Below are 13515 nucleotides of genomic sequence, written 5' to 3' on the forward strand. Positions count from 1 at the left end.
GGGCGAGACGGTCGGGCGGATTAAGCGCCCGGCGGTCGTATCGGGGGTATGCTCACACCGGACCTCTCGGAGCGGACGGCGCTGGTGACGGGGAGTGCCAGAGGCGTGGGACGGGAACTCCTCCTCGGAATCGCAGCCTGTGGGGCCGACGTGGCGGTCCACTACCGGACGAGCGACGCGGCCGCGGCCGAGGTGGCCGAACGCGCTCGCGAGGACGGCGTCGAGACGACGACGGTGCAGGGGGACGTGACCGATCCAGACGACGTGGACGCGCTCTTCTCGACGGTCGAAGCCGACCTCGACACCGTGGACGTGCTCGTCAACAACGTGGGCGCGTTCGCGCCCGTCCACTGGGAGGAGATGGATTTCGACACCTGGCAGACGGTGCTAGAGACCAACCTCAACGGGACCTACCTCTGTTCGAAGCGGGCGCTACCCGGGATGCGTGCGGCGGGGGACGGTCGGATCGTCAACATCGGGTACGCGAGCGCCGAGCGGGCGCTGGTCAGCCCGAAGAACTTCCCCTACTTCGTCGCGAAGACGGGCGTGTTGATGTTCACGCGGATGCTGGCGGCCGACACGGCCGACGACGGGATCACGGTCAACGCCGTCTCGCCGTACGTCGTCGAGAACTCCGACGAGTTCCCCGAGGACCTCCCGCGGGACCGCCCCGCCGCGTTCGAGGACCTGATCCAGCCCACCCTCTTTTTCCTCGCCCCGGACAGCGACTACCTCAGTGGCGCGAACGTCGAGGTGTCGGGCGGGTGGTTGCCAGAACGGGTCTGACGCCGGAACGCTTTTTTCGGATTGTGAGTATGTGAGAGAATGTGACGGTCAAAGAACCGAGGGCGGGCGACGAGGAGCGGATCGGGGACCCGATCCGGGGGACTGCCGTCGAACGGGAGGAGCTCCCGGCCGACGTTCGCGCGGAGCTCTGGCTCGAACGGTTCCCGTGGGCATCGGCCATCGGCGTCGGCATGGGGGCGTTCCTGGTCGGGTACGTCGGGCTGTTCGCGGTGGTGTTCGTGGCACCGCTGGCACTGCCCGACGGGAACCTGCCGGTCCGGGTGGGGTTCCTGTTCTACAACGCACACAACGTCGTCGTGACCGGGTTGTCGACGGCGCTGCCCGACGCCATCACGCCGACGACGAACTACCTCCCGCTGGCCGAAATACCGCTGCTCTACAGACTCTATCCGGCCGTCGTCGTCTCGGCCGCGAGCGCCCTGTTCACCGCCGTTCGGTTCCCCGAGCGGAAGCATCTCGGGACCGCGCTCGCGACCGGCGCGGGTGTCGGGACGGGGTACGTGCTGCTCGCGCTGGTCGGGACGTTCGCGTTCTCGCTCCAGGTCAGCAACGTCCTCTACCAGCCCTCCCGCGTGGGGACGTTGCTGTACGTCCTCGGCTACGGGCTGATGTGTGGCGTCGGTGGAAGCCTGTGCGGGCAGGCGGTAGTCGACTGGAGCGACGGAAGAACGGTTACCGGCCGATAGCGTCGACGAACCGGCCCAGGCGGCCGTCGCTCTCCACCTCTTCGGTCTCGTCTGCCGATTCCCCGGCAGCCGACTCGTCGCCGTCGGTTACCGCCGGTTCTTCCGCTACGTCGGCTCCCCCGGACGTCGCGGCCGGCGTACTCACTTCGACGCTCGTGGCGGATTGCTCCGGGGTGGGTTCGAGCGTGCTGGTGATCCGGGGGGTCTGGCCGGGTTCGATGTCCAGGACCGCCGCGGGGTCGGTCGCCACGTCCTGGCCGATGAGGAGGCGGACGACCAGCGTGCGGTAGGGCACCAGCGGATCGACGCCGGGCACGTCCAGATCGGGGATCGTCGCGAGGTGGTCGACGCCGACGGTCTCGACGATCTCGTCGTCGGTCAGTCCCTGACAGGTCCGGGAGACGACGAGACCGGCGACGGAGCCGTCGAGGCCGCGGACGAACTCCGCGGTCTTTTTCGCGTCCAGCACGGCGGCGCGGTCGGGCGTCGTCATCACGACGGTCTCGTCGGCGGCCTCGATCGGGATGGCGCTCTCCCGGGAGACGCCGGAAGCCGTATCGAGGACGATGGCGTCGTAGCGCCCGGCGAGCACGTCGACGACCTCCGTGATCCCGCTGGGGTCGGCGTCGGCGAAGGCGGCGAGTTCGCTGGTCCCGGGCAACACGTCGAGGCGACCGGCCGCATCGAGGGCGTCGGCCGACTCGCCGACGATGGCGTCCTCGAGGTCGGCGTCCCCGGCGAGTACGTCGTGGATCGTCGGATCGTGGTCGATGCCGATGATCCCCTGCAGGTTCGACATCGCCAGATCGGCGTCCACGAGGGCGACCGCACGACCCGTCGCCCGCAGCGTCGCCGCGAGGTTCGCCGCCGTCGTCGTCTTGCCGACACCGCCCTTGCCGCCGGCAACTGCATAGACTGTCGCTGGCATTATCACTGAGAACAGACTCGGAGGCAATAAAGTGCGGCTACCGTTCGCGGGCGACCACGCGCGGAGAACCCGATGATAACGTCCGATATCGAGATTTCAGCGATGATATCGATGGAAGGAGCGGCCCTCAGTCGCGTTCTCGATTTTCGAAGATGAAACGCAGAAACGAGTGGGATCGGGGGTCGAGGATCGTCCGGAACCGACAGCGTTTCACTGTCCGCGCCCCTGTTCGTGCGTAGATGACCAGAGAGCACATCGAGGTCCGTGGGGCCGAGGAACACAACCTCGAGGACGTCGACGTGACCATTCCGCGCGAGGAGTTGACAGTCGTGACGGGGCTGTCGGGGTCGGGGAAGTCCTCGCTGGCGTTCGACACGGTCTACGCCGAGGGCCAGCGGCGCTACATCGAATCGCTCAGCGCCTACGCCCGCAACTTCCTGGGCCAGATGGACAAGCCCCAGGTCGAGAACGTCGAGGGGCTCTCGCCCGCGATCAGCATCGACCAGAAAAACGCCGCCAACAACCCGCGCTCGACGGTCGGCACCGTCACCGAACTCCACGACTATCTGCGACTTCTCTACGCCCGCGTCGGCACCCCGCACTGTCCCGAGTGTGGCCGAGAGGTCGGCGAGCAGAGCGCCCAGAACATGGTCTCCCGGATCCTCGAACTTCCGGAAGACACCCGCGCGAAGGTCGCCGCACCCGTCGTCCGGGACCAGAAGGGCGCCTTCGAGGACCTGTTCGACGACCTCGTGAGCGAGGGGTACGCCCGCGTCGAGGTCGACGGCGAGTCCTTCGATCTGACGATGGACAGACCCGACCTGGACGAGAACTACGACCACACGATCGACGTGGTCGTCGACCGCGTGAAGGTCAACGAGGAGGCTCGCTCGCGGATCACCGACTCCGTCGAGACCGCTCTGGAGAAAGGCGAGGGCATCCTCAAGGTGATCCTCCCCGACCCGCCCGAGAACGCCGAACTCGGCGGGGCGAGCGCCCGGTCGACGGGTGACCTCGCCGACGCCGAGGACGAAGACGGCGAGGAGGCGGCCGACGACCGACTCGTCGTCGAGTTCTCGGAGGATCTGGCCTGTACGCACTGTGGCATCGACATCTCCGAGATCGAGACCCGCTCGTTCTCGTTCAACTCCCCGCACGGGGCCTGTCCCGAGTGTGAGGGGATCGGCTCGACCAAGGAGGTCAGCGAGGACCTGGTGATTCAGGATCCCTCGAAGCCGCTCAAGAACGTCTTCGAACCCTGGAGTTACAACCGGACCTACTACTCCCGGCAGCTGGACAACGTGGCCGAGCACTTCGGCGTCGACCTGAACACGCCCTGGGAGGCGGTCGACCCCGAGATCCAGCGGCAGTTCCTCTACGGCACCGACGACGTGGTCCACTTCGAGTGGACCACCAAGAACGGTACCCGCGAGAAGACCGAGCGGTTCGAGGGCGTCATTCCCAATCTGGAGCGTCGCCACGTCGAGACCGACAGTGACCGCGCCCGCGAGCACATCGAGGAGTACATGGCCGTCACCACCTGTCCGGCCTGTGAGGGGACCCGGCTGAAAGCCGAGTCCCGGGCGGTGCTGGTGGACGACACGTCGATCACCGAGGTCAACGAGATGTCCATCGGCGACGCGCTCGCACACTTCGAGGGGATGGAAGCGGGGTTGGACGAGCGCGACACCAAGATCGCAGAGGAGATCCTCAAGGAGATCCGGGCACGGCTCGGGTTCATGACCGAGGTCGGGCTGGAGTACCTGACGCTGGACCGGGAAGCCTCGACCCTCTCGGGCGGGGAGAGCCAGCGCATCCGGCTGGCCACCCAGATCGGGTCCGGGCTGGTCGGCGTCCTCTACGTCCTCGACGAACCCTCCATCGGGCTCCACCAGCGGGACAACGACCGCCTGCTGAACACGCTGGAAGAGCTCCGAGACCTCGGGAACACCCTGCTCGTCGTCGAGCACGACACGGAGACCATGCGGCGGGCCGACAACATCATCGACATGGGGCCCGGTCCGGGCAAGCGGGGCGGCGAGATCGTCGTCAACGGCTCCGTCGAGGAAGTCAAGGACTGCGAGCAATCCATTACCGGCGACTATCTCGCCGGCGATCGGTTCATCGACGTGCCGACGGAACGCCGCGAGCCGGAGGGGCAGGTTACCATCGAGGGCGCACGCCAGCACAACCTCAAGGATCTGGACGTGGGCCTGCCGCTGGGCTCGTTCACCGCGATCACGGGCGTCTCCGGCTCCGGGAAGTCCACGCTCATGCACGACGTGCTCTACAAGGGGCTGGCCCGCCGGATGAACGACAATACATCTGTGGATCCCGGCGAGCACGACGACATCTCGGGACTGGACCAGGTCGAGACCGTCCGGCTGATCGACCAGTCGCCCATCGGCCGCACCCCGCGGTCGAACCCCGCTACCTACACCAACGTCTTCGACCACATCCGGGAGCTGTTCGCCGACACCAAGCTGGCCAAACAGCGCGGCTACGAGAAGGGGCGCTTCTCGTTCAACGTCAAGGGCGGCCGGTGTGAGGAGTGTGGCGGGCAGGGCACCGTCAAGATCGACATGAACTTCCTCAGCGACGTGCAGGTGCCCTGCGAGGAGTGTGGCGGCGCGCGCTACAACGACGAGACGCTGGACGTGACCTACAAGGGCGAGACCATCGCGGACGTACTGGAGATGACGGTGTCCGAGGCCTACGAGTTCTTCGAGAGCCACCCGCAGATCCGCCGGCGGCTGAAGCTCCTGCAGGACGTGGGGCTGGGCTACATGAAGCTCGGCCAGCCCTCGACGACGCTCTCGGGTGGCGAGGCCCAGCGGGTGAAACTCGCCGAGGAACTGGGGAAGAAAGACAGTGGCGAGACGCTGTACCTGCTGGACGAGCCGACGACCGGGCTCCACCCAGAGGACGAGCGCAAGCTGATCGACGTGCTTCACCGGCTGACCGACGACGGCAACACCGTGGTCGTGATCGAACACGAACTCGATCTCGTGAAGAACGCCGACCACATCGTCGACCTCGGGCCCGAGGGCGGCGAGAACGGCGGCGAGGTCGTGGCAGCGGGCACACCGGAAGAGGTCGCTCGGACCGAGGCGTCCTACACCGGACGGTACCTGCGTGACCTGTTGCCCGCGGTGGAACTGGAGGGCCCACGGAGCGACCGTGAGCCGGCCGCCACCGAGGGTGAGGGGGATCAAGCGACGGGTACTGGGGACGACTAGGGAGATTCGACCGCCAGGGAGAATCTCCGATCGCGAACGGCGAACGGAGTGAGCCGTGAGCGGGGAGACGCGAGTGAAGCGAGCGTCTCCGATATAGCGAGCGACGATAGAAGCCGCGAGCAGGGAGATTCGAGCGGGGCGAGGACGACCGGAGGGAGTCCTCGAACAGTCGAGCGGTGGAACCGCGAGTTGGGAGAATCTCCGATTACGAACGGCGAACGGCGTGAGCCGTGAGTAGCGGCCAGACGACCATCGGGAGTGCGCAGACTGGCCGTAACGCCGACCTTGTGAGCTGTTCCCAACCCCCCGGTTTCGGATGGACACGACGCGCGTCGGCCGCACGTCAGACGCACGTCGGACGCCGGGGCCACGTACCCCGTTTTCCGGTGGAGATTCAGGTCAGTCACGACGTGACTTCGGCGGAATAGCGAACAGGCGACCGGCGGCGTGGCGTGACACGGGTGGTCGCGCGACGGCGGACCGTGCCACGGTGGCTGTCAGTGCACGGACGGGGCTGGTCCCGGTCCGGTATTTGAACGCTTGGACGCGACCGAGAAGGTATATGGGTGTCGGCGGGGATCAAACGGGTATGTACGACTTCGTGGTGGTGGGGGCCGGGCCGGCGGGCTCGCGGTTCGCGCGCCGGGCCGCCGACGACGGGTTCGACGTGCTCGTCTTCGAGCAGGGGCAGGTCGGCGAGCCGCTGGCCTGTTCCGGCCACGTCAGCACGGACGTCTGGGAGTACACCCCACCCGGTGCCCGCGAGGACCTCCTCCAGAACGAGGTGTCCGGCGCGCGCTTTCACACGGGCGGCCCGGACAGCGAGGCGTATCCCTTCTACAAGGAGGAAGTCATCTCGAACGTCATCGACCGAGTGGGGCTGGATCGGACGCTGGCCGCGGCCGCGCGTGACGCCGGCGCGGACCTCCGGGAGGAACACACGGTCGTCGACGTGACCGAGGGACGGGACGCGGTGCGGGTCCGGGCGCGCGGGCCGAACGGGACCGACACCTACGAGGCGCGCATGGTGGCCGGCGCGGACGGCCCGAAGTCCCGCGTGCGCTCGGAACTGGACCTCCCCGACCCCACGGAGATGCTCCACGGCGTCCTCGGGTTCACCGACGAACCGGATCACGACGACTTCGTCGACGTGCACCTCACGGTTCCCGAGTTCTTCGCGTGGCGCATCCCCCGCGGCGAGGCCGGCGTCGAGTACGGACTGGCCGTGCCGCCGGGCGACGACGTGCGGGCGCGCTTCGAGGAGTTCACCGACGCGTACGGCGTCGAGACCGATCGGCGGTGTTCCGGACTGATCCCCGTCGGACCGCCGCCCAGAGTGACTGGCCGGCGGAGTTTCCTGCTCGGTGACGCGGCCGCTCAGACCAAACCGTTCACCGGTGGCGGCATCCTCTACGGGATGACGGCCGCAGACCACGCCGCCCGGGAAATCGACCCCGTCGATCCGGGGACGCTGGGGGACTACGAGGACGCCTGGCGGGCCGACCTGCGGACGGAGATTCGGCTCGGGAAGCTGATTCGTGCGGGCTACTCGGTGCCCGAACCGATCCAGCGCGCCGGGCTCTGGGCGTTCTCGGGCGAGATCGGCGTCCACATGGACCGGCCGACGACGCTGTTTTCGACCGAGCAACTCAGGAAGCTGTTCAGTTAGTCACGCGTCGGGGTAGGTCGGCAGCCGTGCCGAGAGGTCGGATCCCTCGACGAACGGGAGGTCGGCCACCGTTGCGTCTCGCTCCTCCCCGTCGACTCTAACGGTGAGGGGACCGCTCGTGTCGTAGTCGACCAGCGCCAGCGCGAGGGGTTCCTCGCGGGTGGGGCTGTCGACGGCGCGAGTGACCTCGCCGACCGCGCTGTCGCCGGCGAAGACCGCCGCGCCGGCCTCGGGGACGGCCTCGACGGTGAGGCCGACGAGGCGGCGGCTGGGCTGGCCGCGGTTCTCGACGCGGGAGACGACTTCCTGGCCGACGTAACAGCCCTTCTCGAAGTCGAGCGCGTTGCGCACGCCGACGACGTTTGGAATTTCGCCTTCGAGTTCGGTGTCGAAAAGGGGTGTCCCTGCCTCCAGCGTCAACGACTCCCAGGTACGGTAGCCGAAGGGGGCGGCGTTCATCCCGCGGTTTTCGAGGGTATCGAACACGTCGCGGGCGGCGTCGGCGGTGCAGACGACGGTGTAGCCTTCCTCGCCGGCGAGGCCGTCGTCACGGACGACGGTGACGCCGTAGTCGCCCATCGACCCGCGGACGAATGCGAGGGGCTGGTCGGGCGAGGCCGCGCCGTTGAGGACGCTGGCGATCTTCTCGGTGGCTTTCGGGCCGTGGACGCCGAAGGTGGCGAACTCGTCGGTGGCGAGGTCGATCTCGACGTCCTGCACGAAGGTCTTCCCGGCCCAGTCCTCGGCGATGGGTTCGGCGCGGGCCGGCGGCGTGAACACGAGCAGGCGCTCGCCGGCGTTGTAGACGTACATGTCGGTCGTCACCTTCCCCTGGGGGTCGAGCAGGAGGGCGTAGACGCCCTCGCCGTCGGCGGTCGGGACGCGGTTGGAGACGGCGTTGTCGACGAACTCGATCCGGTCGTCGCCGGTGACGGTGACGACGCCGTAGCCGAACTCACAGACGCCGACGACGCGCCGGACGGCGGCGTGGGTTCGCTCGGGCCGGCCGTAGTGATCGACGACGCGGCGGCCGCCCTGCTCTCTGAAAGTCGCACCGTGGGCCTCGTGGACGGCTTCGAGAACGGTCATACCCGGTCGTGGGCGTTCGGCGGCGTTAAACTGCCGGATTCGTCAGCGGCCGAGCCAGGAGCGGATCCGGTCGAGCAGGGAGCGCTCCTCGTCCGGGTCGTACTGCCCGATGACGTGGTCCTCGGGGAGGATGACGGTGCGTTCGTCCTCCTCGGTGGCCTCGATCAGCCCGTCTGCTTTGAGGTCGGCGAGGGCGCTCTCCAGTTCGTCGATGTCCGCGTCCACCCGCGACCGAAGTTCGAACACCGTCATCCCGTCGTCGCGGCGATCCGCGAGAGCGTCGAGCACCGCGACTTGGGTCTCGTCACGGTCGCGGTACTCCCGCTTGGCTCTCATATGGGACCGTTCGGCCGGGTGGGTCTTAAGGCTTCGAGACGCCACGGCGCCCGTCAGCGACGGCCGCCGGTCGTGCTCGCCCATCCCGCCCCCGACCGAGGATTCGCCAGCAGTGACATGAGTCGGACGCCCAGGCAGTAGGCTTAAGATTGGCGGGCGACCAGTATCGTGTCAATGGCTATCAAGTGTTCGCTACTCGGGCACAAGTTCAGCGGGACGGAGGTCGAGGAGGAGCGCGAGGAACAGGGTAGCGAAGTCGTCATCACGATCGAGGAGGTCGAGATCTGTGACCGGTGTGGAACGCGCCGTGTCGTCTCGGAGAACAAAGAGGTCACCTCGCTGGCGGCCTCGGGCGACGCCGAGTCCGACACCGAATCGGCAGCGGACGCAGACGCGGCGTCCGAGCCCGGCCCGGACGTCGCGGACGCGCCCGCCGGCGCCGGTAGCGAGCCGTCCCCCGGGCCGGACATGAGCGCGGCCGAGGACGACGCGGAGTTGCTCGACGCCGGCGGCTCCGAGGACGAGCCGGCCGCCGACCCGGATCCCGAACCCGTGCCCGATATCGCGACCGCGGGCGAGACGGCGGTGGAGGACGAGCCGGCCGCCGAAGACGACGGCGCGGTCATCCTCGACGACGACGAGGAACCCGACCGGGAACCCGGCGAGTGGCCCGACGAGGCCGACGAGGGTGGGCCCGCACCCGACGACGAACCCGAACCGGCGGTCGAACCGTCGGGCGCGGAGCCCGTCGACGACGGTGCCGACCCGAGCGACGACACGGGCGCGGAGGTCATCGAGGAGAGTGCGACGGGAACGACCGAGGAGTGGCCCGACGAGTACGGCTACGAGGAGGAGTCGGCGAAAGCCCCGGAAGTGGACTGGCCCGAGGAAGACGCGGGCGACGGCGAGGAGTGGGAGCCGGGCGAGAGCCTGACCCAGCGGATCGACGACAACGCCGAGCCGGCCGGGAGCGCGACGGTCACCGTGCCGGAGGGCGAGTTCCACTGCACGGAGTGTGAGTTCACGACGCTGGTCGAGGAGTCCTCACTGCGGGCCGGTGACTTCTGTCCGTCCTGTCGCCGGGGGACTCTCGAACATCGGGCGGAAGACGCGACGCGAAAAGAGTAAACCAACCCCTGTCCAAACGTTGCCCCATGCGGGAGTACAAGATGCGTCGGGGCGAACACCTCGAAGAGCGAGTACCGGATATGAAGGCCAAGATCGAGGACTTCTTCGGCGACGTGTCCGGCACCGAGGAGTACAAGGGCAGTGACCTATACGTCGTCGAGGACCCGGACAACCCGGTCTTCGACCGTATCACCGCCGGCACCGTCGAGTACGACGGGAAGAAGGACAAACTGGGCGTCGACTTCGTGGAACGCCCCGCCGAGGACGTCATCGCGGAGGGCAAGGCCGACGCCGCGGCCGACGCCGTCGACGCGAAAAACGACTTCCTCGAGGAGTGTACGGGTCGAGACGCCAAGAGCCGCCGTGACTCGATGAAACGCTCGGTCGAAGACGACGCCGAAACCCCCGACAACGTCTGACTGGTTCTATCGTTTCGCAGAGACGATACCGTACCGCCACAGTCCGTCCGTGAGCGTCTCGTGCTGGTAGCGCGCAGCACGGCGATTGTCCGCCTGGGTCTCGCTGCGCAGGCCGACCGCCCGCGCGACGCGGCCGAACGGCCGGAGGAGGCGGCTGGCCCAGTAGAGTCGCCGCGAGGACGGTAACACCTGCTCGGTCTCGTCGGCGGTCTCGACGGCCGTGAATCCGGCATCGGCGAGTTCCGCACCGAACCCGTCGAGAGTCGCCAGATTCGGTACCGCCCAGCCGTCGAGCCAGGCGCGCATCGACTCGCGCTCGTCGGGCGTCATCGACTCGACCGCGCGGAACCCGTCGGCGACGATCAGCCGCCCGCCCGGACGGAGGACGCGCGCGGCCTCCGCGACGAACTCGGCTTTGTCCTCGGCGTGACAGATCGCCTCGATCCCCCAGACCACGTCGACCGAGTCGTCGGGCACTGGCATGTCCGTGAAGTCGGCCCGCGCGAACGTGGCGCGGTCTTCGACCCCCTGCTCGGCGGCCAGGTTCCGGGCCGCCCGGAGCTGGAGGGGGACGAGGTCGACGCCCGTGACCGTCGCGCCCCGCTCGGCCGCCAGCCAGACGCTGCTCCCGCCGACGCCACAGCCGCAGTCGAGGACGTGATCGTCCGGCCCGATCCCCGCCCGCTCGGCCAGTTCCCGATTCATGTGCTCGACCGCCTCGGCGTGTGACCGGTCGCTCCCGTCGTGATACCCCGCGTGGAGCCCGTGGCTGTCCTCCAGCGCCCAGAGCAACCTGTAGTCGAACCGGCTCTCCGTGTAGTACTCCTCGATCCGCGTCACCCCCCTGTGGCTCGTCCCCATGCAAACTGTCCACTCTGGTCCCCGGATAACTAATTTTCGACCCGACAATTCAGTAAATTACCGGTCGTCAACCAGACGGTCGCTCCGAAAGCGTGCCGAACGAGTTCGGCTGCAAGGGTTTGGGCGCGACGGACCTACGTCCGCGAGTGCAGGCGACGCCGTTCGCTCGGCGACGATGACGCACGACACCCTCACCACCGGTCGGGTGCGGATGGCGGTCAGCCGCGCCATTACCGTCGCGGTCCACAGCAACGTCCTCATCGCGGTCGCGGCCGCGAGCGTCGCCGTGACCGCCAGCCTGCTCTGTGACTACCCCATCGCACCCCTGCCGGTCGGCATCGTCTTCGCGGCGACGCTGTTCGTCTACGGCTGCAACCGGCTCACCGACCTCGCGGAGGACGAGCGAAACCTCCCGGGCCGGGCGGCGTTCACCCGCCGGTACGGTCGCCCGCTGGCCGCCGTCGGCACAGTCCTGTATCTCGGGACCGTCGGGCTGGCGTTCGCCCGCGACCTGCCGGGCGCGTCCTTCCTCTGGCTCCCGGCAGCGGTCGCGGGGCTGTACTCGCTGGGCCGGCTGAAGCGGATCTTCCTCGTGAAGAACCTGCTCGTCGGCGTCTCGTGGGGGATCGTCCCGCTGGGCGTCGGCGTCTACTTCGGGACGATACGGCCCCCGCTCGTCGCCTTCGCGGGCTACGTGGCGGTCATGCTGACGACCGCCGCGGTCGTCTTCGACGTCAAGGACGTCGCGGGCGACCGGCGCGAGGGGATTCGGACCGTTCCAGTCCTGTTCGGCCCGGCGACGACCCGACGGGTCGCCCAGCTGACGAACCTCGGGGCCGCGGGGGCGGTCGTCGCCCTGGTCTGGTCCGGTCTGCTCCCGGCCCGGTTCCTCGTCCTCCTCGCGTTCAACGCCTACGTCGGCTGTTACGTGCCGCTGGCGACGCCCGACCGCGGGCCGCTGTTCTACGGATTCGTGATCGACGGCGAGCACGTCTTCCTCGCCGCACTCGTGGTCGTACTGGACGCCGTCGGGTGGCTCGGTTAGTCGTCTTCGTCGACCACTTCGACCCCACGATTGTTGACCGCGGCGGGGTCCAGTCCCACTTCTTCGAGGAACTTGCGGTACTCGCGTTCGGCCTGCTCGCCGTCTTTCTGCTTGTCGGAGGCGTGCGAACAGAGGTCGCCGAGGTCGGCGGGCACCTCGTCGGTGTAGACGATCCAGTGGTTGACGAGGTCCGAGAGCCGCCGGATGGGGCTGGTGAAGTGGCCGTAGATCTCGAAGTTCAGGGCGTGGTGGCCGCCGAAGGGGTCGCTCATGTACTTCGCGCGGGGCATGACCTTCATCACGGCCCGTTGAATCTGGTTGAGCTGGCGCTCGGGCGCTTCCTCCAGCGTCTCGTTGACGGCTTTGCGGGGGTCCTCGTGGCTGGCCGACACGGAGACGCCGTCCAGATCCTGAATCTCCTGGAGGGCCTCGTTCCACTGGTCGGGCGTGGGCTGTGGGTGGACGCGGTACATCGCTTCCAGACCCCGGTCCCACTGGAGGGTGTGCGTGACGGCCTTGTTGGCCTTCAGCATGCACTCCTCGATGATGGTGTGGGCCCGGTCCCGGCGGGGGTTGAGCACCAGCGATCCGTCTTCCTTGCGCTGTTCGTGGAGGCGGTCGGCGAGGTCCCAGACCTGTTCGCACTTGGTCGCGAGGTCGACCTCGGGGTCTTCCAGCAGGTCGTCTGCGCTCTCGGGGTCGTCCAGCAGTGACTCGGCCTGGGCGTAGGTGAGCCGGGCGTCGCTGCGGATGACGGACTTGTAGATGTCGATGGTCTCGTAGGAGAGCGTCTCGGGATCCAGATGCATCTCGACGGTGTGGGCCAGGCGGTCCTCGTGGGGGACCAGCGAGCAGACGGTCTCGGCGAGGATCGGCGGGAGCATGTGGACCGTGTAGGCAGGCAGGTAGACGGTGTTGGCTCGTTTGAGAGCCTCCGACCACATCTCGGTCTCGGGGTTGACGTAGTGGGTCACGTCGGCGATGTGGACCCAGAGGACGATCTCGTCCTCGCGCACGTCGATGGAGATGGCGTCGTCGAAGTCCTGTGCGTCGACGGGGTCGGTCGTCCAGGTGGTTAGCTCCCGGAGGTCCTCGCGGTCGTCGAGTTCCGACTCGACCTCGCTCTGTACGTCGTCGGTCAGTTCGTCCGCCTCCTGGCGGACGGCAGGCGGGAAGTCGTCGCGGATGTCGAACTTCTCGAACAGTTCCTCGCGCTTGTTGGCGAGGTGGCGGGCCATCTCCTCGTCGATCTCGACGGGGCCCTGGCCTTCCGCGGTCCCGGCCTCTGCCTGGTCGCTCATGGCGTCC

General features: G+C 68.0%; 12 protein-coding genes. 7 read left to right on the forward strand and 5 right to left on the reverse strand.

Going from position 1 to position 13515, the window contains the following annotated elements:
• Positions 1-48: 48 nt before the first annotated feature.
• On the forward strand, positions 49-786 hold the full coding sequence (locus BV210_RS06420; protein WP_077205836.1) for an SDR family NAD(P)-dependent oxidoreductase: 738 nt from the start codon (positions 49-51) through the stop codon (positions 784-786).
• Between the two features lie 41 nt (positions 787-827).
• A complete protein-coding gene (locus BV210_RS06425; protein WP_077205837.1) occupies positions 828-1493 on the forward strand; it encodes a hypothetical protein in 666 nt (221 codons plus the stop codon).
• On the opposite strand, the gene BV210_RS06430 is transcribed toward BV210_RS06425, so the two are convergent.
• The gene (locus BV210_RS06430) at positions 1480-2421 is read right to left on the reverse strand and encodes a MinD/ParA family protein (protein ID WP_077205838.1); all 942 of its coding nucleotides are present in this window, start codon (positions 2419-2421) and stop codon (positions 1480-1482) included. The genes BV210_RS06425 and BV210_RS06430 overlap by 14 nt on opposite strands.
• A gap of 239 nt (positions 2422-2660) precedes the next feature.
• On the opposite strand from BV210_RS06430, the gene uvrA reads away from it, so the two are divergent.
• Both uvrA and BV210_RS06440 read left to right on the forward strand, forming a co-directional pair.
• Entirely contained in the window at positions 2661-5660 is a 3000-nt protein-coding gene (gene uvrA / locus BV210_RS06435; RefSeq protein ID WP_077205839.1) for an excinuclease ABC subunit UvrA, read from the forward strand.
• A 589-nt stretch (positions 5661-6249) separates the two neighbouring features.
• Positions 6250-7329, forward strand: coding sequence for a geranylgeranyl reductase family protein (locus tag BV210_RS06440; RefSeq protein ID WP_077205840.1), 1080 nt, complete (start codon positions 6250-6252; stop codon positions 7327-7329).
• Here the strand turns inward: BV210_RS06440 and BV210_RS06445 are convergent, their stop codons facing one another.
• Together BV210_RS06445 and BV210_RS06450 are read right to left on the reverse strand one after the other, a co-directional pair.
• On the reverse strand, positions 7330-8418 hold the full coding sequence (locus BV210_RS06445) for an aminomethyltransferase family protein (protein ID WP_077205841.1): 1089 nt from the start codon (positions 8416-8418) through the stop codon (positions 7330-7332).
• 42 nt (positions 8419-8460) lie between these two features.
• Positions 8461-8754, reverse strand: a complete 294-nt coding sequence (locus BV210_RS06450) for a DUF6432 family protein (protein ID WP_077205842.1) — start codon at positions 8752-8754, stop codon at positions 8461-8463.
• Positions 8755-8928: 174 nt separating this feature from the next.
• On the opposite strand from BV210_RS06450, the gene BV210_RS06455 reads away from it, so the two are divergent.
• Together BV210_RS06455 and BV210_RS06460 are read left to right on the forward strand one after the other, a co-directional pair.
• Complete coding sequence (locus BV210_RS06455; RefSeq protein ID WP_077205843.1) at positions 8929-9882, forward strand: hypothetical protein; 954 nt, start codon at positions 8929-8931, stop codon at positions 9880-9882.
• 26 nt (positions 9883-9908) lie between these two features.
• Positions 9909-10301 carry a DUF5611 family protein gene (locus tag BV210_RS06460; protein WP_077205844.1) on the forward strand — a complete coding sequence of 131 codons (393 nt, stop codon included), beginning with the start codon at positions 9909-9911 and terminating at the stop codon, positions 10299-10301.
• A gap of 6 nt (positions 10302-10307) precedes the next feature.
• On the opposite strand, the gene BV210_RS06465 is transcribed toward BV210_RS06460, so the two are convergent.
• Positions 10308-11162 (reverse strand): methyltransferase domain-containing protein, encoded by an 855-nt coding sequence (locus BV210_RS06465; protein ID WP_077205845.1) that lies wholly within the window; start codon positions 11160-11162, stop codon positions 10308-10310.
• A 175-nt stretch (positions 11163-11337) separates the two neighbouring features.
• Between BV210_RS06465 and BV210_RS06470 the strand changes: the two genes are divergently transcribed.
• Positions 11338-12207 carry a UbiA family prenyltransferase gene (locus tag BV210_RS06470; protein WP_077205846.1) on the forward strand — a complete coding sequence of 290 codons (870 nt, stop codon included), beginning with the start codon at positions 11338-11340 and terminating at the stop codon, positions 12205-12207.
• Here the strand turns inward: BV210_RS06470 and BV210_RS06475 are convergent.
• Positions 12204-13508, reverse strand: a complete 1305-nt coding sequence (locus BV210_RS06475) for a ribonuclease R family protein (RefSeq protein WP_077205847.1) — start codon at positions 13506-13508, stop codon at positions 12204-12206. The genes BV210_RS06470 and BV210_RS06475 overlap by 4 nt on opposite strands.
• Positions 13509-13515 lie beyond the last annotated feature (7 nt).

The sequence above is a fragment of the Halorientalis sp. IM1011 genome (assembly GCF_001989615.1).
Taxonomy (GTDB): domain Archaea; phylum Halobacteriota; class Halobacteria; order Halobacteriales; family Haloarculaceae; genus Halorientalis.

Bases quoted from the DNA above. Each gene is read 5' to 3' on its own strand.
- BV210_RS06420 (WP_077205836.1), top strand. From the start codon at position 49: ATGCTCACACCGGACCTCTCGGAGCGGACGGCGCTGGTGACGGGGAGT.
- BV210_RS06430 (WP_077205838.1), bottom strand. From the start codon at position 2,421: ATGCCAGCGACAGTCTATGCAGTTGCCGGCGGCAAGGGCGGTGTCGGC.
- uvrA (WP_077205839.1), top strand. From the start codon at position 2,661: ATGACCAGAGAGCACATCGAGGTCCGTGGGGCCGAGGAACACAACCTC.
- BV210_RS06440 (WP_077205840.1), top strand. From the start codon at position 6,250: ATGTACGACTTCGTGGTGGTGGGGGCCGGGCCGGCGGGCTCGCGGTTC.
- BV210_RS06445 (WP_077205841.1), bottom strand. From the start codon at position 8,418: ATGACCGTTCTCGAAGCCGTCCACGAGGCCCACGGTGCGACTTTCAGA.
- BV210_RS06450 (WP_077205842.1), bottom strand. From the start codon at position 8,754: ATGAGAGCCAAGCGGGAGTACCGCGACCGTGACGAGACCCAAGTCGCG.
- BV210_RS06455 (WP_077205843.1), top strand. From the start codon at position 8,929: ATGGCTATCAAGTGTTCGCTACTCGGGCACAAGTTCAGCGGGACGGAG.
- BV210_RS06460 (WP_077205844.1), top strand. From the start codon at position 9,909: ATGCGGGAGTACAAGATGCGTCGGGGCGAACACCTCGAAGAGCGAGTA.
- BV210_RS06465 (WP_077205845.1), bottom strand. From the start codon at position 11,162: ATGGGGACGAGCCACAGGGGGGTGACGCGGATCGAGGAGTACTACACG.
- BV210_RS06470 (WP_077205846.1), top strand. From the start codon at position 11,338: ATGACGCACGACACCCTCACCACCGGTCGGGTGCGGATGGCGGTCAGC.
- BV210_RS06475 (WP_077205847.1), bottom strand. From the start codon at position 13,508: ATGAGCGACCAGGCAGAGGCCGGGACCGCGGAAGGCCAGGGCCCCGTC.